The sequence below is a fragment of the Sphingomonas astragali genome (assembly GCF_051400615.1).
Taxonomy (GTDB): domain Bacteria; phylum Pseudomonadota; class Alphaproteobacteria; order Sphingomonadales; family Sphingomonadaceae; genus Sphingomonas.
The window spans coordinates 1,146,583-1,167,972 of sequence record NZ_JBLFFH010000002.1; the positions used below are offsets into that span (position 1 = coordinate 1,146,583).

General features: G+C 65.9%; 14 protein-coding genes. 4 read left to right on the plus strand and 10 right to left on the minus strand.

Annotated elements, in window-relative coordinates; genetic code table 11:
- Positions 1–143: 143 nt before the first annotated feature.
- The 9 genes from ACMGER_RS13525 to ACMGER_RS13565 all read right to left on the minus strand — a co-directional run bounded on the left by ACMGER_RS13525 (position 144) and on the right by ACMGER_RS13565 (position 15,219).
- The gene (locus tag ACMGER_RS13525) at positions 144–1,712 is read right to left on the minus strand and encodes a lipopolysaccharide biosynthesis protein (protein ID WP_436812657.1); all 1,569 of its coding nucleotides are present in this window, start codon (positions 1,710–1,712) and stop codon (positions 144–146) included.
- Positions 1,713–1,715: 3 nt separating this feature from the next.
- Positions 1,716–3,056: an O-antigen polymerase gene (locus ACMGER_RS13530; RefSeq protein ID WP_436812658.1), complete on the minus strand. Its 1,341-nt coding sequence runs from the start codon at positions 3,054–3,056 to the stop codon at positions 1,716–1,718.
- A gap of 94 nt (positions 3,057–3,150) precedes the next feature.
- Positions 3,151–4,677, minus strand: coding sequence for a glycosyl hydrolase family 28-related protein (locus ACMGER_RS13535; RefSeq protein WP_436812884.1), 1,527 nt, complete (start codon positions 4,675–4,677; stop codon positions 3,151–3,153).
- Between the two features lie 372 nt (positions 4,678–5,049).
- Positions 5,050–6,267, minus strand: a complete 1,218-nt coding sequence (locus ACMGER_RS13540; protein ID WP_436812659.1) for a hypothetical protein — start codon at positions 6,265–6,267, stop codon at positions 5,050–5,052.
- Between the two features lie 8 nt (positions 6,268–6,275).
- Positions 6,276–8,453 (minus strand): GumC family protein, encoded by a 2,178-nt coding sequence (locus ACMGER_RS13545; RefSeq protein WP_436812660.1) that lies wholly within the window; start codon positions 8,451–8,453, stop codon positions 6,276–6,278.
- A gap of 54 nt (positions 8,454–8,507) precedes the next feature.
- Entirely contained in the window at positions 8,508–9,125 is a 618-nt protein-coding gene (locus ACMGER_RS13550; RefSeq protein WP_436812661.1) for a polysaccharide biosynthesis/export family protein, read from the minus strand.
- Positions 9,126–9,266: 141 nt separating this feature from the next.
- Positions 9,267–10,637, minus strand: a complete 1,371-nt coding sequence (locus ACMGER_RS13555) for an O-antigen ligase family protein (protein ID WP_436812662.1) — start codon at positions 10,635–10,637, stop codon at positions 9,267–9,269.
- Positions 10,638–10,900: 263 nt separating this feature from the next.
- Positions 10,901–12,844, minus strand: coding sequence for a glycoside hydrolase family 2 protein (locus tag ACMGER_RS13560; RefSeq protein ID WP_436812663.1), 1,944 nt, complete (start codon positions 12,842–12,844; stop codon positions 10,901–10,903).
- Between the two features lie 11 nt (positions 12,845–12,855).
- Positions 12,856–15,219 carry a GH92 family glycosyl hydrolase gene (locus tag ACMGER_RS13565; RefSeq protein WP_436812664.1) on the minus strand — a complete coding sequence of 788 codons (2,364 nt, stop codon included), beginning with the start codon at positions 15,217–15,219 and terminating at the stop codon, positions 12,856–12,858.
- Between the two features lie 372 nt (positions 15,220–15,591).
- Here ACMGER_RS13565 and ACMGER_RS13570 point away from each other — a divergent pair, with 372 nt between their 5' ends.
- Genes ACMGER_RS13570 through ACMGER_RS13585 form a run of 4 tightly spaced genes read left to right on the plus strand, consistent with a single transcriptional unit; the run spans position 15,592 to position 19,952 of the window.
- Positions 15,592–16,770 (plus strand): fumarylacetoacetate hydrolase family protein, encoded by a 1,179-nt coding sequence (locus ACMGER_RS13570; RefSeq protein ID WP_436812665.1) that lies wholly within the window; start codon positions 15,592–15,594, stop codon positions 16,768–16,770.
- A gap of 59 nt (positions 16,771–16,829) precedes the next feature.
- On the plus strand, positions 16,830–17,612 hold the full coding sequence (gene xylB / locus ACMGER_RS13575; protein ID WP_436812885.1) for a D-xylose 1-dehydrogenase: 783 nt from the start codon (positions 16,830–16,832) through the stop codon (positions 17,610–17,612).
- Position 17,613: 1 nt separating this feature from the next.
- On the plus strand, positions 17,614–18,498 hold the full coding sequence (locus ACMGER_RS13580) for an SMP-30/gluconolactonase/LRE family protein (protein ID WP_436812666.1): 885 nt from the start codon (positions 17,614–17,616) through the stop codon (positions 18,496–18,498).
- 41 nt (positions 18,499–18,539) lie between these two features.
- Positions 18,540–19,952 (plus strand): sugar porter family MFS transporter, encoded by a 1,413-nt coding sequence (locus ACMGER_RS13585; RefSeq protein WP_436812667.1) that lies wholly within the window; start codon positions 18,540–18,542, stop codon positions 19,950–19,952.
- A gap of 242 nt (positions 19,953–20,194) precedes the next feature.
- Here the strand turns inward: ACMGER_RS13585 and ACMGER_RS13590 are convergent, their stop codons facing one another.
- On the minus strand, positions 20,195–21,259 hold the full coding sequence (locus ACMGER_RS13590) for a LacI family DNA-binding transcriptional regulator (protein ID WP_436812668.1): 1,065 nt from the start codon (positions 21,257–21,259) through the stop codon (positions 20,195–20,197).
- Positions 21,260–21,390 lie beyond the last annotated feature (131 nt).

A 21,390-nucleotide genomic window follows, 5' to 3' on the forward strand; every position in this document is an offset into this window, starting at 1 on the left:
AGCGACGCCTCATCCGATTGGAGCGCGGCCGAGATCGACACCGCGACGTAACGCGCTCGATCTCGGCTCGGGAGGACAAGACTTGGTGGCAGCGGCAAAGGAAGACTCCGACATGGATTAAGCATGGAGGGCCGGCGAAGAGCTCACCAGCGGCTTCGTAGATAGGCGAGCACGCTATCTCGCGGATGACGCAAAGAGGCAAGGACAACGAAACCGACCGCAGCACCGGATATGCCGAGCTGGACGATTGCCCCCACGCGGTCGTTCGCGGCCGGCATCATCAGCCGCAATCCCACCGCGACCGCCGCGCCGAGAATGGACGGCACGAGCACGGAGCGGCCGAACCAGCGGAGCAACTCTCCCGGCAGCAATCGCGGGATAACCAGGCATGGCATGACGATCAGGACGATCAGGTTGACGCCGGCCAGGGCGGCGGCGGCTCCGACGCCCGCATAGATTTTCGTCATCCAGATCAGCAGCGGCAGCAGCAGCAGGATCGCGACAGCATTCACCTTGTTGGTCAGCGACGTCCAGCCATGCGCCAGCTGCAGCATGTAAGGGATATTCGTCATCAGGTTCAGCAAGCTGGCGAGCACCAGGAGCGAGAGGATCGGGGCCCCGGCCGTGGCGACGGCCGGCTGCCCCGTCCACGCGAGCAATGTTCGCTCAGGCAGGATGATGACGAGCAGCGCGAGCGGCAGCAAGATCGCACAAAGCCATTCGCTCGCGGTGTGGAATACGTCCACCAGATCGGCACGTCGGTTCGACGTCACCGATGTCGTGAACCGGGGCAGCACCGCGACGCTCATCGGCTGCACCAGTTGCGCCAGACCTGCGGCGGCCGTGGCGGCCAGGGCGTAGATGCCGAAATCCGCCAGCGGCACCTGTGCGCCGACCACCAGCTTGTCCGCCTGCGTCAGGAGGAATATCAGCACCGAGCTCAGGAACATCCCGCCGGCGAAGCCGCGAATCTCGCGCAGCTCGCGCCAGTCCGCTCGCGGCCGTTGCGGCGCGTGGCGGCGCAATGTCGTGATGACGCGTCGGCGCAGCATCGCGGCGGAAACGGTGGAAACGAGCAGGTTCCAGACGAAGATCAATAGCACGTTCGCATCGATGCAAGCGATAATGAGCAGCCCGCCGATCCAACGTGCGGTCTCGGCCCCGGCCTGGACGAGGTTCAGCCACACCTGATCCTCGCTTCCCTGAATGGCGCCACGGTAGACGATCTCGATCCAGCGAACCGCCGCCAGCACCCCCATGATGGAAATGGCGTCGGTCACCGTCTGCGTAGACAGCTGCCGAGGCTTGAGCCATTCCGTGGCCAGCAACGGCGCGGCGAGATACACGATCAGCGCGATGAGCGTGGCAAGGGCAATGACGAGCAATTCGGCGGAGCGGACCAGGTTGGAAAATGATTGCCAACTACGCGCACCTGTCCGCGCGCGCGCGATCTCTCGATTGAGTGTCGGCGTGATGCCGAGATCCACGAGCACCACCCACGCCTGAACGACGACGTACGCGCCAATGAGGCCATAGGCCTCGCTTCCCAGCAGCCAGAGAAAAAGCGGAAGGCAAAAGAGGCTGATGGCAGTGGCCCAGCCGCGTCCGAGATAGTTCGCGATCACATTGATGCGAAGCCGCGAACGCGATCCGGTTTCGTCGAACCGGACTGCCGGTTCCCCCCCTTCCGGCAATTGACCGACGCCGTCCATGATTCAGCGCGGCGCCGCCGTTACGTTCGGTTTGTCATGATGATCCTCGCCCGGCCCCGCCTGAGCGATAATCCTCGCTTTGCCGGTCAGGCGCATACTCGAGAGAATGGCGAAGAATACGCCGGCCTGCAGCGAGAGCTTCACTGCGGGAATGATTCCGTCCCGGAAATGCGGGATGAAGATGGCGACGGCGATGAGATAAGCTCCGCAGCGCGCTGGAATGATACCTTTGCTGATGCATTCGTCCCATGCATCCTGGAATCGCATGATACGCTCAAATATGAAGCCCATCGCCGTGTAGCAGATCGCAATGGCGATCATGCCGCCCTGAAGCACCACCTCGGCAAGGAAGGTGGTGGCGCCGAGCGGCGCCACACCTTTCAGCGCCAGATTGCCCGCATAGACCATTTCGTCCTTTCCTTCCCAGACGAAGCGGGGAACGAAGCCGAGCAGAGCATTGATGAACCTGGTGCCATGCTCGTATCCGAGTACTTGCGTCTGGAGCCGCTCACTGATGCCGGGCAGCGAGTGCCCTGCGTAAAGCCCTTCGGAAAGGAACAGAATTACACCATCAAAGAAGTTGAGATCGACCGAAGCCCGTAGCGCGGACACCACCACCAGTACGAGCACGACGGTCGATCCCGCAATCACGCGCCAGGACAGGGAACTGATCGCCGATCGCCTGGACAGGAGAATAATGGCGGGCGGTATGAACGCAGAGACGATTTCGAGCCGCTTGGCACGGATCGCGAGAATGATCAGCATTATGACGAGGCAGACGCCGATAAGCATCTTGAATGGTATGCGGCCGGTGTACAGCCCGATGATCATCGCATAGGCGATGGTAAGCCCCATCAACTCGAGAGTCGCATAAACCAGCGCATTGCCGGTTACCCCCGTGATATCCAGCCCTTCGGTGGCATAGCCGGCCAGGAACTCCTGCAGACCGAAAAGATAAACGCCAACCGCGATCAGCCCGATCAATCCGAAGAAGGTGAAGCGCACGCGTTCGAACGCCAAGGTGTTGACGATACCGAACCGCGTCATCCTCGGATATCCAAGCTGCTGCCCGATCATCCTCCCGCATTGCAGCGCCACGAGCGCCAAAGCGATATATCGTATCGACAGTTCAGCCAGTCCCTGGTCCGCCGCAAAGTTCGCCAGGAATGCCATTTGGCCATAGTTCCAGTCGAAATAGCCGGCGATCGCGAGCGGCACGCCATAATAAAAGACCGAGATCGACGCGATGTCTGCCGGATGGGGAAAGCGATCACGGAACAGATTTACGACCGCCTTCCCGGTCAGGAACGTGGAGAGAGCAGTACAGGCGAGAAACCAGATCATGAGGAAACAGTCAGCCTTCCGACCGAAATTGGTTAGCGAGTTTCTGCGCCCGCCCGGCGTACGAATCGACGCCTACGAAGGAGACCTTGAGCGGTCAAGCATAGCCCACCGCATCGATCGCGGGGGCGACGGTGCCGACCTGACGCGCGTCGAGTCGGATCTGCACCACGCGCCCTGCCGCCGCGCGATCTGTCGCGCTTACCATAACGGGCGCGACGATGGCCGCCGCGCTCGCTCCCATGCTCCACAGCGTCTCCACCGCCGCCTTCTGCCCTGCAGCAACCATGTACTGCGCGGCCGGCGTCGGCGCCTCCGCGTCGCGACTGTTGACGGTCACATGCCACCGACACCGGGAACCGAGCCACGGCAGCGTCACGCGATGCTCCGTCCCCGCCGTCGCAACCTGCGCCAAACCGTGCACATTACGAATCGTGATCGGTCCGACGGAGTCGTTCTCGACCACGATGACGTCCCCTTTCACTTCCTCCACCGCTCCGCCTTCCACCTGCAGCGCGACCAGGCCGGGACCAACCCGGATGGCCTCCGAGGCGAGATGACGAAATGAACAGTTGATCAAGGAAAATCGGCCGTGTCCGGTCTTGATCCCTTTCGATGCGAGGCTCTGGTTATAGTCGGGGTTGGATCGCATACCGTCGATCACACAGCCGTGAAGCGACAGCGAAAGATCCACCCCCGCACCCTGATTGATCGCATATCCAGGCGCATTACGGAAAATGCACCCCGTTACGAGCAAGTCGCTTCGATTGGCTCGACAGTGGATGTAACCTTGGAAGGTTTTATAAGGGACGTTGTTGGTGAAGATGCAGTTCGCCACACTCACCGATCTGATCTCCTCGGCACCGTCGCCGAGAAGCAGCGCCACATATTTCGTGTAGCAGAATACAGCGTTGACGATGGCGATGTCCCAACAGCGCCCTTCCAGGGAAATACCGTAGTTCGCCGCATATACATTCAAATTCGACAGGACGATGTTCTGGCTCTTGCGGATTACAATGCCGTTAAGGCATTGATCGATCTCGACGTCCGACACGATCCCGTCGGCTGCCTCGATTTCGATGCCGATCCCGACGGCGGTCAGGAACAATCCACTGATCTGGAAACCGGGAATGGCCGCGTAGATGAAACCTTCATTCGCCGTTCCGCCCAGGCCCATCAGCCGCTCGATCCGCACCGGCAGGCCGCCGGGATCCTCCACTCCGCGCCCCTTGTCCCGCCGGCGGCCCATGATGAACGTGGAATGCTTCACGTCCGCCGCATCGATGTAGGTCGAGAGCCCCTCGCCGATCAACGACTGACCTTTGCGCAGATAGACCGTACCGGCGATACGATACCGTCCCGCTGGAACGATGATGGAACTGAGGAGGTCCCACGACCATTCGGCATCGGCCTGGGCAGCACGGTTGAAGGCTTCGGTATCGTCCGTGACTCCGTCGCCTTTGGCGCCGAAATCGCGCACGTTGCGCGTCCTTCCTTCCATCGGGGGGCGGGCTTCGGCCGGCACCTTGACGAGGCCGCTTCCGACCCCGGCGCTCGCGATGGCAAGCATCCTGCGACGCGAAAGATCGCTTCCCGCCTTATCTTGCCGGTCTTCATCCGCCATCTTGATCACCTCAATGACTTTTTACGCTTCCACCAATCCGCGGTGTCGGACCATGCGGTGTCAACATCTCGCGTGCCCTGGAATCCGATTGCGGCAAGCCGTGCCACATCGGCAACCATCAGCGTCGGCTCCCCGTCGCGGACCGCGCGCTCACCCACGCGCGGATCGGGACACCCGCCCCGACTTCCCGGCGGACGTCATCGCTATCTGGCGCACTTCAATGGCCTCGCCCGATCTATGTTGACCAGGCCCTCGGGCTCACTCCGCAGAAGGTGCGCCGGCGCACACGCCGCATCCGAGACATGATTCTCCGTTGATGTGCGTCGCACTTCCCGAGAATGCGCCGCAGGCGACCTGGCGAGGGGGGCTGGATCAATGCGACGAACCGTTCGGCGGCATCGCACGAACGTCGACATCATCCAGGATCCCGTCGATCGTCGTCTCGGCGGCTCCGGCATACAGCGTCACTTCAAGCGATTGGCTCGGGCAGTCGCGGGGCACCGCAAACTGGACTCCGCTACGCTCTCGCCCCGGTGCGGTAACAAGTCGGGTTTGCGCGATCCTCTGCCTCGACGGCATACAGAACAGCTCGATGACCGAGTCGCCGAGTGTTGCGCCCTCATCCGCGCGGGCCTTGAACGCCAGCGTGTAGGTCGCCGGCGACAGCATCAGTCGCTGACGCGCAACGCGCCCCCCCGAGCCGCTGCGTGCTTCGACGTGCAGTTCGCCGCCGCGTTCGCCGGGCAGGATCTCGGCGCGTGCGTCGCCACGATCCTCCAGCTGCCAATCAAAGACGGTGGGCGCCTCGACCGCCGCTTCGAAGCCGCCGTTGCGCATACCCAGCCTCCTCGCACCGGGATTGGCGCGCGCGTAGAGGAACCAGGCCCGCTCGACGTCGTTGGCATCCGTCAGCCGCTGGATCAGGAGGTTGCCGGGATTGCGAGGCACGCGTCCGCCCGCCGCATAGAGGTCGGTGACCAGCTGCGACGCCGATACGAGATTCGTCGTATTGGCGCTGAGATAGTCGAGGAAGCTTGACCCCCAAGGCACGCCGGACCGCAGCATCCGGGCCAGCGGAACACGAATGTTGGGGTCGTCGGTGGCGCTCACGAGCACCGGGAACAAAACCGTCGGCATGGACGATCCGACCCGAAGCGCGATGTCGTAATGATGCAGCGCCTTGTTGATGTCCCCGCGCTGCACCGCGGCCTCGATGGCCCATAGTTGGGTGGGAAGATCGCGCCGGGACATCACCTGCGAATAGGCGAGCAGGGCCACGGCATGTCGGTCGTCGCCTGCCTGCGCGACGGCCATGCCCAGGACCCCGGCGGCGGACGCATTGGTGGCATCCCGCAGCAGCGCCCGCCTCGCCGCATTGGCCGCGGCGGCGGGATTGCCCGCAAGCTCGCTTCGCGCCAACGCCGCGAGCACCAGCGCATTGTTCGGCGCCAGTTTCGCCGCCCAGGCCGGGTCGCCCTTCCGGGCTGCGATCGCCAGGCTGAACGTCACGGCCTGCCAGGCGAGGACCGCCAAGCCGATCAAAAGGAGAAGGTGCGCTCCTCGCCTGACCGTGACAGAAGGATCACGCACGACTGCCCTCACGCCTCGGCGTTGCTTTTACGACCGTAATCATATCCGTATTCATAGCCGTAGCCGACATGGGCACGGCGGGCGTCGAACTTCGTCAGCACCGCACCGATCACGCGCGCGCCCGCGTCCGCAAGCCGCTCGAGCGCGGTACGCACCTGGCGCGACCGAATGCCGTGGGACTCGACGACAAAGATGACCGCTTCCACCCGATTACCGATCAGCGGCGCGTCGGCCAGGCCCATCACCGGCGGCGAATCGATCACCACATGGTCGAATCGGGTGAGCAGCTGCTCGAGCAGCTTCGCCAGGCGATCGCTCGTCAGAAGCTCGGCAGCGTTCGGCGGCAACGGCCCTGCCGTCATCGCGGTGAAGCCGTACTGGTCGGCCTTCACGAGCATGTTCTCCAGCGTATCGTTGCCTGCCAGGTAATTGCTCAAGCCCGCCTCATGCCCGCGCCCCAGCAGGTGATGGACGGATGGCGACCTCATATCACCGTCCACCAGAACGACGCTGCGGCCGCTCCTCACCAGCGTGGTGGCGAGGGACAGAGCGGTGGTCGACTTGCCTTCCGACGGACGCGTGCTGGTCACCGACAGGGTCCGCGGCAAGCCATGATCGGTTGCGAATTTGAGGTTCGCCTGCACCGCCAGATAGGCATCGAACAGTTCGGACTTGCGGTCGCGAAGCGCCTCCGTCGGCTCGCGGTTCTGCGCCCACGGCACCGTCCCGAGCAGCGGGACCCCAAGCCGCTGCCGCACATCGGCCGGATCCATGATCGACTCGTCGATGTGTTCGAACAGCAGCGCCAGCCCTGCGCCGACGATCGTGCCCAGGATGACGGACAGCAGCAAATTGAGCAGCAGCTTCGGGCTCGAACGGCGATCGGGCGTCGACGCGGTGTCGACGACAGAGATGTTGTTCACGCCCACGCCGCCGGTGATGCCGATCTCCTTGTAGCGTTGCAGCAGGCCGTCATACAGCGCGCGATTGGTATCTACTTCGCGCTGATAGATATTGTACTGGATGCTGCGGCGACGGAGGTCGATCAGGCTGGCCTTGAGGCCCTCAACGCGGTTCGAGAGCGCCTGCTCCCGCTCCAGCGCGCTCCGATACTCCGATCCGAGCGAACCGGAAACGCGGCGTTCCTCGCGGGCGATGCTGCGATCGAGCTGATCGATCTGGGACTGGAGGGCGCGCGCCGCCGGGTAGCCGGGCTCGAACTGAGTGGCAAGCTTCTGATAATCGGCCGCCAATTCGGCACGTTTCGCGCGCATCACGTTGATCGCGCTGTTGTCGAGCGCCTCGGCGGAATCACCGCCGCGCGCGCGTAGCTGATCATAACGCGCCTGCGCCTTGACGCGGTCGGCTGTCGCCCGGGCTAATTCGCCATTGAGCGAGGCCAGATTGTCGGCAACGATCGAGCGTTCCGCCCTGCTGTCGCTCGGTCCGCCGGTGTTCGGCAGGTTGATGATTCGCTGAGTTGATGCATAGGTGACGAGCTGCCGCTCGGAATCCTCCAGTCGACGCCGCAATTGCTCGAGGCGGTTCTCGAGGAAGTTGCGCGCATAGGAGGTCGCTTCGTAGCGGCGCTCCAGCGTCGCCTGAATGAAGTTCTCCGCCCAGGCGTTCGCGATCCGCGCCGAAAGCGTGGCGCTGGGCGTTGTGACAGAGATGTCGACAAGGCGCGAGAGCCGGGTCGGAGTCACGCTCATATTCTTCAGCAGGATATCGCCGGCGAGCCGGGTGCGCAGGCCACGGTCGGCAGCCACGAAGCGGCCGTTCTTGGCGCTCTGTCCACCATAATCCGCCGGATCTTCTCCGAACATCGCGAAGAATGCCGGGTCGTCGTCCAGCCTGAGCTTGCTGGCGACGCGCTCGGCCAGCGACTGCGAGCGGAGCAGGCCATATTGGGTCTGGTAGAATTCCTGATCGGCGTCGCTCGCCTCCTGCTCGACTCCTTGCAGGTTGACGATCTTGTTCGATTCGCGCGCGATCTCAAGCTGCGTCGTGGCCGTATATTTCGGCGTCATCAGCAGCGTGACGATCAACCCCGCGAGCAGGAAGCCGAGGATCGTGCCCGCGATCACGAATTTCCAGCGCTTGGCAATGCGCAGATATTCCAGCGCAAGCGGCGGGGCTTCGCGACCAGTTGTTGCGGCATCTTGCTGATCGATCAGCACGTTCATCCGATCTGCGCTCCGCCGGCCCAGTGCTTCTGGTCGGTTCATGTTCCGCAACCCTTAGTTAAAGAGCGCGACGAGCGGCGCCGCAATGATAGGCGCCGTCGCCGCGACGTCGCGGAAGAGGCGCCGGGTCGGCGAATCTCCGACGATGACGACGTCGTTGGCGTAGATGGCAGGATCCGGATAGCGGCCGCGCCGGATCGCACTCAGATTGTAAAGCCCTGCAAGACGCTGGTTGTTCACCGTCCGCAAGATCACGACGTCATCCAGCTTCGCAAATTCGGAAAGCCCCTTGGCAGAGGCGATCGCCCGCATCAGCGTCGTCTGGTTCGTCACCGGGTACAGGCCGGGCTGCGCGACCTCGCCATCCACCGTGACGACCTGGCTGACGGAGGACTTCACGTTGATCGTAACGTCAGGATTCTTGACATAGCGCCCTCGCAACAGCGACTCGATCTGCGCCGACAATTCCGACGGAGTCTTGCCGCGCGCGTCCACCTCGCCGATCAGCGGCATCGCGATCCGGCCGCTGAGGTCGACCTGCAAATCCCTGCTCAGTTCGGGAACACCGAACACTTCCAAGTTGATAACGTCCAGGGGACCGATCAGGCTCGCCCGATCCTCCGCCGACAGATCGGCGCGCTCAGGCGCGGGCAGCACCGTATCGTTGAGCACGGTCAGCCCCGGCGCGGGCCGGAGCGGTTCGTTGGACGCGCATCCGCCGAGGGCGAGACAAACGGCAGCTGCAATTAAACATGAACGCATCGATGAGCGAGCTCGAAACAATGGAGAGAAGGGCCGGTGCTATAGGGGGAGCTAGAAGTCAGGTAAAGCAGGCTCTTCCCCATTCGCTCTACTTGACCGCCCGACGTCGGCCTGGCGCATTTCGCCCAGTGCCACGGCGATCTGGAAAATCAGCGCACTGGCGATCGCCATCATGGTCGGCGTTCGAAGCGGATAGTCCACCGCGCTCGCCACCAGCATCAGGAGCAAGCCGATCGATGCGGCCCGGCCGCGCACGATCACGCTGCGTGCGCTCCCGTTGCGCCACAACCGCACGCAAGCGATCGTCAGCCACCCGACCGCCACCGCCAGCAGGATCAGCGCCGGAGCCCCGCCTTCGAGCACCACCTGGACGAGATCATTATGGGCCTGATTGAAATATGTCCACTCGAGCAGGCCGAAGGGTTCGGCGTGCCGGAACGCAGGATCGAAGGATCCGAAGCCCGACCCTACCGGGAAATACGACTTCACCATCTCCACGACCGTAGGCAGAGCGCGCGCGCGCTTGTCGACCAGCGGATCAGCCGCGAACAGCCGGTCGATTGCCTGCGCTCGCCCGAAATAGACCGCAATTCCGAGCAGCAGCAGGATGATCGACGCCACCATCACGGCCAACATCATTCCCGACAGCCGTCCTGACGTTCGACCGTGCCTTCGTCGCCAGCTCCAGACGACCGCAAGACTGCCGAGCAATCCGAGGCCGCCGAGCAGCACGCCCGCCCGCGACCCGGTCGACACCAAGACGATCATGATGAGCGCCGCCACCGCCGCCGCCGACCACCGCGCTGTCGTGCCCGTCGTATCGTCCCGGCGAAGCACCTCCCAGCTGGCCAAGAGAGGCAATCCCATCGCAAGAAGCAGCGCCTGGTGATTGCGATTCGTGAAGATTCCCAGCGCCAAGCCACGCACGTTCAGATGATAGATGGCGGTGAAACCGTCGGTACCCGTGACGAGTTGCACGATCCCGATCAGCATCGAGGCCAGCACCACCGCCAGCAGCACCCACAATACCCAGCGCCAGTGACGTGGCTCCAGCACCGCCAGTCCGTAGAGCGCCGCAACCGGAACAGTCAGCGAGAGCAGCGAATTCAAGGCCAGATCAGGAGCGATCGCAAGAGGCCGCCAAGGCTGCTCGAAACCGGCCGCCGCGGCCGCCCCCGCAAGGGCCGATCGTCCCGGAAGCGCGGTCCAAATCTGGGGAGGCAGCGGGATCAGCTGGATGCAAACCAGAGCGACGGCCGCTCCCAGCAGGAGCGCCGGCAGCCTGATCGCGGATGGCGCGGTGTCCGTTCTGCGCAGCGTCGCCGCGGCGATGACGAGGATCGCAACCACTCGTAGCGGCGCGTGCGCCAGTTGATCGTACCGGCTCGAGCCGCCAAACAGGACCAGCGCGACAACGAACACAAGCAATAGCGCGGCAAATGCGTGAGCGCCCGTTATCGCACTCGCGGTACGGCTTCTGCGACGCCGCGCCCCACGCCCCTTCGCACGATCAACACTCACAGACATTCACCCTGTTCTCAAAGCGCCCGGTCACGATCTGCATAATGGCCGGGCTCCGAATAGAAGGCGCAAATCGGTCCAGACAAAGCCAACGCCGAGCGAGCGGCCTTTAGCGGCCACCTCACAGCACGGCAATCCGGCCCGAACCGCCCTATTCGCCACATTCAGCGAGCTTGGTCGGTCTCCCATAGCGGCGCTGCGATCCTGGCGAGTGTCTCGGCGGGTGCCTTCGCGACGGCCCGGTCGTAGGTGAGCAGCCCGTTCACCTCGTCCTCGACGTCGGTGGTCTGGGTATAGACCGCGGCGCTGAGGCCGTGGTCCCTCGCCTGGCGGATCACCTCCTCCAGCTTGCGGCGATAGCGGGCGAGATAGTCGGCTTCGTCCTTCGCGGTCTGATACCCCCAGTTGCGCTTGCCCGGCCGCCAGATGTGCCCCTCGACCGGCAGGCCGATGCCGCCGTATTCGCCGAGCACGATCGCCCGCACGCTCTGCCGCTCGGGCCGCCGCGGCACGTCCTCATAAGTGTGGATGTCGAACACATCCGACACGTTCGGCGCGACGTCGAGCCAACCGCTGTCGGCGTTGACCAGCCGGCTCGGGTCCATGCCCTTGACGTAGCGCGCCAGCGTCGCGGAGTCGTACTGGCCCCAGCCCTCGTTGTTCACCACCCACATCACGATCGAGGGGAAAGCGCGCAGCCCGCCGATCATGCGGGCGAGCTCGTTCTGGTGCACCGCCATCAGGTCGGACGAGAACACCGCCTGGCTCTGGCTGGTGCCGGTGACGAACTGGTCCTCGCCGCCGCCCGAGGGCATGTCCTGCCAGATCAGCATCCCGAGACGGTCGGCGTCGTAATAGTAGCGTGCCGGCTCGACCTTGATGTGCTTGCGCAGCATGTTGAATCCCGCCTTCTTGAGGAAGACGAGGTCGCTCTTCATCGCCTCCTCAGAGGGCGGCGTGTAGAGCCCGTCGGGCCACCACCCCTGGTCGAGCGTGCCGTTCTGGAAATAGGGCCTGTTGTTGAGCAGCAGCACCGGCTGGCCGGCGACGCGCCCCGGCCCGACCGAGATCTTGCGCATCGCGAAATAGGTCTCGACCCGGTCGCGCGGCGCGCCGGCGACCTGCGCCGCGGCATAGGTGTCGCGCTCGCCCCTGGTGAAGCGCGCGTCGTAGGCGACGCGATCGCGCTCCGGCCTCCCCGCATAGGGATCGCGGACCGTCACCAGCTCGGCGGTCAGGTCGTAGAGGAACGGGTCCTCGGGCGACCAGAGATGCGCGTTCGGGATCGCCAGGGTCGTGTGGCGATTGGCGCGGATCAGGGTGGAGGCGATCGTCCTGCCGCCGCTGCGCGCGGTCAGCCGCACCGCGTCGGTGTCATTGGCCCAGCCGCTCAGGGCGACGTCGACCTCCACCACCCCACGGTCGATGTCGGGCACCGCGCGCACATCGGCGATGTGGAGCTTCGACACCGGCTCGAGCCACACCGTCTGCCAGATGCCGCTGACCGCGGTGTACCAGATGCCCGACGGGTCGAGCGACTGCTTGCCGCGCGGCTGGCTGCCGGCGCTGGTCGGGTCGGCGACCTGGACGACGATTTCGTTGCCGCCCGGCCGCAGATAATCGGTGATGTCGAAGCCGAAGGGGTCGAACCCGCCCTCATGCGCCCCGACCATCGCGCCGTTGACCCACACCCTCGCCGCATAGTCGACCGCGCCGAAGTTCAGCTTCACATTCTGCCCCGCCCAGTCGGCCGGCACGGTGAAGCTGCGGCGATACCAGAGGCGGTCGTCCGGCGTGACCTTGCGCGCGACGCCGGACAGCTTCGCCTCGACCGGGAACGGCACCAGGATCGCGCCGTCCCACCGCGTCGGCTGCGGCGCGGCGGCGCGGGTGATCGCATAATCCCAGCGGCCGTTGAGGTTCAGCCACGTGTCGCGCTTCATCTGCGGACGCGGGTAGCTGCGCCAGGCATTCTCGGGCGTCACCTCGCGCCCCCAGCGCGTCATCACCTCGCCGGTATAGACCGCATCCGCGCCCTGCGCCGCCACGCCGCCCGCATCCAACACGAGCGCCAGCCCCAGCAGCGCACACGCCAGCTTTCCGATCATCGCCATCCCCCTTACCGCGCCGGTCCTGACAGCGACGGCGGCGCATCGGCCGGCGCGCTGCCCCATGCCGGGTTGGGCTTCGGCCCCATCTCCAGCACCAGCCTGGCGCCGTCCTTGATGTCGTCATGGCTGAACCACGGCCTGGTCCAGCGCCGGCCGTTCAGCGTCGCCGACTGGACGTACATGTTCGCCGCCGAATTGTTGCGGGCGACGATCTCCAGCAGCTTGCCGTTGCCCAGGCGCAGCTTGACGGTGTCGAAGATCGGGCTGCCGAGGACATAGTACTGGCTCGATGGATCGACCGTGTAGAAGCCCATCGCGCTCAGCACGTACCAGGACGAGGTCGCCCCCTGGTCGTCCATGCCCGGAAAGGCATAGCCCGACGCATCGCTGCCGTAGAGCTGATCGAGGATGCGCCGCGTCAGCGCCTGCGTCTTCCACGGCTGGCCGCTCCAGGCATAGAGATAGGGCGCGTGCTGGTCGGGCTGGTTGCCATGGACGTACTGGCCGATCATGCCGGTGCAGTCGCGGCAGATGCCCTTCGGGTTGTACGGCGTGCCGAAGAACGCATCGAGCTTGGCGTTGAACGCCTTGCGCCCGCCCAGCAGGTCGATCAGCCCCTGCACGTCATGCGGCACCAGCCATAAGGTCGACCAGCCCGACGCCTCCTTCATCATGAAGTTGTAATAGGGCTCGCCAGGATCGAACGGCGCGATCCACTTGCCGTCGGCGGTGCGGCCGCGGACGAAGCCGGTCGAGCGGTCGAACACGTTGCGATAGTTGAGCGCGCGCTGGCGGAACAGCCGCGCATCGTCGTGCCTGCCGAGCCGCTCGGCATATTCGCCCATCGCGAAATCGTCCCACGCATATTCGAGCGTGGTCGCCGCCCCCGCCTTGCCGCCGGCATAGGGCGGGCTGGGGTTGCCGTCGGGGACGGTGTCCGCGATCCAGCCGTTCTTCTGGTACTCGGCGAGATAGTCGCGCGGCCCCTTGGGATCCATCGCGTTCCTGCGGAGATATTCATAGGCCGCGGCATAGTCGAACGGGATGCCCCGCCGCCACGCGCCGAGATACAGGAACACCGCATTGTCGCCGTGGAAGGAGGTGTTCATGAACCCCTTCTCGCGCGCCATGTCGAGCTCCGACTGCATCACGTCCCGCGTCAGCTCGGGCTCCATCAGCTCGAGCAGCACGATCTGGTTGCGGCCGGTATCCCAGAAGGGCACCGGGCTGTAGCGGTCATAGTCGACCGTCCGCACCTGCCCCTTGGCATCGGTGAACCGTTCGCCCTTGCCCGCGATCAGCCGCGGACTGGCGAAGGACTGGAACAGCGTCGAATAGAACAGCATCCGCTGCTTTGCCGTCCCGCCGGTGACCTCGACCCGGTTCAGCAGCTTCGCCCATTCCCCGCGCGCCGCATCATGGACGCGCCGGAAGTCCCAGCCCGGCTGCTCCGCGCGCAGCCGCTGCTCGGCCTCGGCATAGCTGTGGCCGTGCGCCATCTTCATCAGCACCGTCTCGCCGGCGCCGGTGGCGAAGGTGAGATAGGCGCCGGCATAGCTGCCCGCGACGCTGCGCCGCCCGGGCTCGACGTCCTTGTCGCCGATGCCCCAGCCCTTGTGCTCGCTGGTCGCGCGGAAGGTGCCGGAGGCGGCGAACGGTCGCGAGAACTCCGCGACGAAATAGGGCCCGTCGGCGCCGTGCCCGGCCTCCCGATCCTGCGAATGCCCGCGGACGATGCGATCGCCGACGATCTCCACCTCGCCGCCGTCGCGGCGCAGGTTGACGATGACGTTCGACCGCTTGTTCTCGGGAAAGGTGAACCGCATCAGGCTGGTCCACTGCGTCGCGGTCAGCTCCGCCTTGGTCCGGAAGGTGTCGAGATAGACCGAATAATAGCCGGGCGAGGCCACCTCGCGCGACTTGTCGTACCAGGATTGGCTGTAGGCCGGCGGTACCGTCCAGTCGCCGACCACCGGCATGACGATCGGCTCGGCGCGTGCGCCATAGGAGCTGCCGCCGCCGCCGGTGAAGCCGATCATCGTGGGATTGGGGTAATGATAGGGCGCCGGGACGCCGAACGGATAGCTGAGCTCGACGTTGACGTTGACCGGCGCCGCCTCGGTCGAGCTGTGCGGCAGCCGCGCTCCCGGCGAGGTCTGGCCCGAATAGGCGGGCTCCCCCGGCGGCGGCGCGTTGCCGAGCAACTCGGGCCGGTCGAGCGGCGCGGTGCCGACGAGGGGATTGGCCTCATCGACCGGCTGTCGGGACTGCCCGGCCTGCGCATAGACCGCGCCCACGCCAGCAATGGCGCAGGCCGCCGCTGCCGCGAAAAGGAACGCACGCCGGCGCGTGTTTGGAGACTGAATCGCCATCACCCCCTCATTCGCTGCGAGGGCGTGCGCCCTCTCCCATGCTTCTGTTTTCGCCGCGCGATCGCCGGCCGAGCCGTTGACCGCCCGATCGCCTCAACCTCGATTAAATAAACCTTTTTGTCAAATGAAAGTGATTAGTGTAGCAAGGGTGTTCAGCGACTGTCCCTCTCCGAATGGGCGCATCGGGTGGACAGCGCCCCGCGCTGTTCAGGTCATGCCGGGGGCATGACCGACCCGAAACTCTTTCCCAATGGGAGAGGGAATGACGGGAGAACACCATGCCCCAACCGGCCATCCGACCAAGGTTTCGCTTGACACTCGTCCCCTCTCACAAGATGGTAGCGCTACCACCTAAACAAGACCGGGACGGGGATGTTTGACAGGATTTTCAGCGCGGATCGTGCGTTGCCGGAGGACTGGCGGCAAGGCAAATTCCTCGGCCGGCTGCAAGGCCCTGAAGGCCCGAGCCCGATCCTCGTCGCGGACGGCATCGCCTATGACATGGCCGCAGTCGTCCCGACCGTCTCGGCGCTGGTCGAACGACGCGCCTTCGATCCGGCCGGCGGCCGCGCGCTCGGTCCGCTCGACGAGCTCGCGATCGGCATCGGCCCCGATCACGGCGCCGGCTACGGCCTGCTGAGCCCGCTCGACCTCCAGGTCGTCAAGGCGGCCGGCGTCACCTTCGCCGTCTCCACGCTGGAACGGGTGATCGAGGAACGCGCGCTCGGCGACGCCAACGCCGCGGCGGCGGTGCGCGCCCGGCTCGAAACCATCATCGGCGGCACGCTGCGCGCCGTCACCCCCGGCTCCGCCGAGGCGGCGGCGCTCAAGGAGGCGCTGGTCGCCGAGGGTATGTGGTCGCAATATCTCGAGGTCGCGATCGGGCCCGACGCAGAGATCTTCACCAAGGCGCCGGTGCTGGCGGCGGTCGGCTGGGGCGCCGAGATCGGCGTGCGGTCCGATTCGACCTGGAACAATCCCGAGCCCGAGATCGTGCTGCTCGCGGATTCACGCGGTCAGGCCGTCGGCGCCGCGCTCGGCAACGACGTCAACCTGCGCGATTTCGAGGGCCGCTCCGCCCTGCTGCTGAGCAAGGCCAAGGACAACAACGCCTCCTGTTCGATCGGCCCCTTCTTCCGCCTGTTCGACGGCGGCTTCACCATGGACGACGTGCGCCGCGCCGAGGTCGAGCTGCTGATCGAGGGCGAGGACGGCTATCGCCTCGAAGGTCGCAGCAACATGAGCGAGATCAGCCGCGATCCCGAGATCCTGCTCAGGCAGACGATGAGCGAGCACCATTATCCCGACGGGTTCGTGCTGTTCCTCGGCACGTTGTTCGCTCCGACCCAGGACCGCGACGAGCCGCAGCGCGGCTTCACCCATAAGGTCGGCGACGTCGTGACGATCGCCGCGCCGCGGCTCGGCCGTCTCGTCAACCGCGTCGTCACCGCCAAGGACGCAGCGCCGTGGCGTTTCGGCATCGGCGCGCTGATGGGCAATCTCGCTGCGCGCGGATTGCTCGGCGCGCTCCAGCCCGAGACCGCCGCGTGAACGACATCGCGACCTCCCCTCCAGGGCGGCCGACATCTGATCAGGACCCTATGTTGAGTATCTCCCAACCATCCTCCGTCGCGCAGCACGCCATCTATCCCAGCCTCGTCGACAAGCGAGTGCTCGTGACCGGCGGCAGCAGCGGCATCGGCGCGGGACTGGTGGAGGCGTTCGTCCGCCAGGGATCGCGCGTCGCCTTCATCGACATTCTCGACGAGGAGAGCCAAACGCTGACGGAGCGGCTCGCGCCGGATAGCCGCCACGCGCCGCAGTTCACCCATTGCGACCTGACCGACGTCGCCGCGCTCAAGAGCGCGATGGAGAAGATCGAGCGCGAGCTCGGCGGCTTCGACGTCCTCGTCAACAATGCCGCGAGCGACGACCGCCACGCGATCGAGCAGGTCACGCCCGAATATTGGGACGAGCGCATGGCGGTGAACCTGCGCCATCAGTTCTTCGCCGCGCAGGCGGTGGTGCCGGCGATGAAGCAGGGCGGCGGCGGCGTGATCCTGAACTTCGGCTCGATCAGCTGGCACCTCGCGCTCGGCGAGCTGGTGCTCTACCAGACCGCCAAGGCAGCGATCGAGGGCCTGACGCGCAGCCTGGCGCGCGACCTCGGCCGCGCCAACATCCGCGTCAACACCATCGTCCCCGGCAACGTCCAGACGCCGCGCCAGATGAAATGGTACACCCCCGACGGCGAGGCGGAGATCGTCGCGGCGCAATGCCTCGACGGCCGCATCCAGCCCGAGGACGTCGCCGCGCTGGTGCTCTTCCTCGCCTCCGACGATGCGCGTATGTGCACGGGACACGATTATTTCGTCGACGCGGGGTGGCGCTGACATGACGGGCAAGGTGGATCGGGTCGCTGAGGTCGGAGCGGAGCTCGGCGAAGGCCCGGTGTGGGTCGCGCGCGAGAACGCGCTGTGGTTCGTCGACATCAAGCGGCAGCACGTCCACCGCTTCGATCCCGCGACGGGCAAGCTCGCCAAATGGGACATGCCGGCGCAGGTCGGCTGGGTGCTGCCGGCGCGCGGGCACGGCTTCGTCGTCGGGCTGCAGCGCGGCCTCGCCGCCTTCGATCCCGCCGACGCCAGCCTGCGCCCGATCGGCGCGGTCGAGCCCGACCGGCCGCAGAACCGGCTGAACGACGCCACCACCGACGCCCAGGGCCGCATCTGGTTCGGCACGATGGACAATGCCGAGGGCAAGCCGACCGGCCATTTCTACACCTTCGACGAGCGCGGCGTGCGCGACACCGGTCTCCCGCCGGTGACGATCACCAACGGCCCGACGATCTCGCCCGACGGCCGCACGCTCTATCCGGTCGATACGACCGGCCGCACCATCTACGCCGTGCCGATCAACGACGACGCGACGCTGGGCAAGCCGCGCGTCTTCGTCAAGATCGAGGACGGCGCCGGCTATCCCGACGGACCGACCATCGACGCCGAGGGCTGCGTATGGATCGGTCTCTACGGCGGCTGGGGCGTGCGGCGCTATGCGCCCGACGGCAAGCTGGTCGAGACGGTCAAGCTGCCGACCGCCAACGTCACCAAGATCGCGCTCGGCGCACCCGATCTCAAGACCGCCTATGTCACCACCGCGCGCCAGGGGCTGGACGCCGTCGCGCTCGCGGCGCAACCTGAGGCCGGGGATCTGTTCGCCTTCGCCGTCGATGTGCCGGGCTTGCCGGTCGCCGAGGCGGCAGTCACGATGAAGACATAACGGCCGGCGGGATGTCCGCCGCCCACATGGGAGGGGTCAAATTGGCCACGACACAGGCAGCAGCACGCACGAACTACGCGTTCGTCGCCCTGGTCGTCGCGGTGGCGACGATCGGCGGCTTCATGTTCGGATATGATTCGGGCGTCATCAACGGCACCCAGGAGGGGCTCGAGCGGGCGTTCGACCTGTCGAAGCTCGGCACCGGGCTCAACGTCGGCGCGATCCTGATCGGCTGCGCGGCGGGTGCGTTCGCTGCCGGACGGATGGCCGACCTGATGGGCCGCCGCAACGTGATGATGATCGCGGCGGTGCTGTTCATCCTGAGCGCGATCGGCGCGGGCGCAGCAGGATCGTCGGCGGTGTTCATCATCGCCCGCATCGTCGGCGGCCTCGGCGTCGGCGCGGCGAGCGTGCTCGCGCCGGTCTACATCAGCGAGGTGGTGCCGGCGAACATCCGCGGCCGCCTGTCCAGCATCCAGCAGGTGATGATCATCACCGGCCTGACCGGCGCCTTCTTCGCCAATTACGCGCTGGCGCACACCGCCGGCGGATCGACCGCGCCGCTGTGGGGCGGCTATCCGGCCTGGCGCTGGATGTTCTGGCTGCAGGTCATTCCGGCGACGATCTATCTCGTCACCTTGCTGCTGATCCCCGAAAGCCCGCGCTACCTCGTCCTCAAGGGACGCGACGGCGAGGCGGAGGGGGTGCTGACCCGCCTGTTCGGCAACGACCACGCCCGCGCCAAGGTCGCCGAGATCCGCGCCAGCCTCGCCGCCGACCACCATCGGCCCAAGCTGTCCGACCTGATCGGCGCCAACGGCCGCGTCCGGCCGATCGTCTGGGCCGGCATCGGCCTCGCCGTGTTCCAGCAGTTCGTCGGCATCAATATCGTCTTCTACTATGGCGCGGTGCTGTGGCAGTCGGTCGGGTTCAGCGAGAACGACGCGCTGATCACCAACATCATCTCCGGCCTCGTCTCGATCGCGGCATGCATCGTCACGATCTTCACCGTCGACCGCATCGGCCGCAAGCCGCTGCTGCTGATCGGCTCGGCCGGCATGGCGGTGACGCTGGCGCTGATGGCCTATTCCTTCTCGACCGGCATATTGGGCGAAGGCGGCCATCTGCAATTGTCGCCCGGCTTCGGCCGCATCGCCTTCATCAGCGCGCTGGCCTATTCGGCGCTGTTCAACTTGAGCTGGGGCCCGGTGATGTGGGTGATGCTCGGCGAGATGTTCCCCAACCAGATCCGCGGCTCCGGCCTGGCGGTGTCGGGGTTCGCGCAGTGGATCGCCAATTTCGCGATCTCGGTGAGCTTCCCGGCGCTCGCGGCGGGGGTCGGCCTGCCCTTCACCTACGGCTTCTACGCGCTGAGCGCCCTCGTCTCCTTCTTCTTCGTCCGCGCCCTGGTCCACGAGACCCGCGGCCGCGAGCTCGAGGACATGGTCGGCTAAAGACTGTCCAGTTGAGCTTAAATCACCGTGCTCCTGCGCAGGCGGGAGCCCAGAGTCGCAGGCGACTTCGCTCGAAACCCTGGGCTCCCGCCTGCGCGGGAGCACGTCGCTTCAACTAAAAGGGGACAATCTTTAGCACCCCATTCGCCCTGAGCTTGTCGAAGGGCCGTCCTTCTTCATCCAGCACCGGAGAAAGAAAGCGGCCCTTCGACAGGCTCACGGCGAACGGACCAACCGAATCCCTACACCACCGGCGGACGCCGCCGCGGCGCGGCGTCGGACTGGCGGCGGACCAGCGTGAAGTCGAGCTGGCGGTGCACCGGCGCCTCGGGCGACCCCGATCGCCGCGCCCGAATCTCGCGCACCAGCTGCTCGACCGCCGCCAGCGACATGTCGGTGATCGGCTGGTGGATGGTGGTGAGCTCCGGCCAGATCGTCGTCGAGAGCGCGGTGTCGTCGAACCCGCACACGGTGAGGTCGCTCGGCACGTCGAGCCCGCGCCGATGCGCCACCGCTACCGTCGCCGCCGCCATGTCGTCGTTGCTGGCGAAGATCGCCGATGGCGGATCGGCGACCCCGAGCAGCTGCTCCGCCGCGTCGAGGCCCGACCGATAGGTGAACAGCCCCTGCACGATCAGCTCGTCCGCGACCGGCAGCCCCGCCGCGGCGAGCGCATCGCGATAGCCCTCCAGTCGGCGCGCGCTCGCGGTCTGGTTGGGATTGCCGGTGATGAAGCCGATCCGCCGATGGCCAAGCCGGGCGACATGCCGTGTCATCTCGAACGCCGCGCGATGGTCGTCGATGCTGACCGCGGAGAAGCCGGCCGGGGGGTGCCCGCTCGCCACCGCCACCGCCAGCGCGTCGGCGCGGCGCAGCACCGCGTGCAGCTCGGTCGAATCGCACAGCGGCGGCGGCAGGACGATCCCGTCGACCCCGTCTCGAATCAGCCGTTCCGCCACCTCGCTCTCATGCTCGCCGGGATCGCATTTCTCGACGATCAGCTGCACGTTGGCGCGGCTGGCATAGTCGAGGCTGCCGACCAGGAACTCGCTGAGATAGGCGGCGCTGGGGTTGCTGTAGAGCAGTCCGATCCGGATCGGATGCGCCCCCGCCAGGCTCCGCGCCGCCTGGTTCGGCGAATAGTTGAGCGCGGCGATCGCCTCATTGACGCGCTCGCGCGTCGCCGGGCGCACGCTATCCTCGTTGTTGATCACGCGCGACACGGTCATCGGCGAGACGCCCGCCCGTTTCGCCACGTCGTTGATCGTCGCGGCATTGCCCTGCCGCCGGGATGGTCTTCGGCTCAAGCCGCGATACTCCTTGCGCTCTCGCTACGCCGTCGGTTCGGCCAGCGCAACAGACGGCAAAGAAATGGCGGCCGGATCGCTCCGGCCGCCAGCGAGGATACCGACGCCGCGCGGGGATGGGAGGCTGCGCG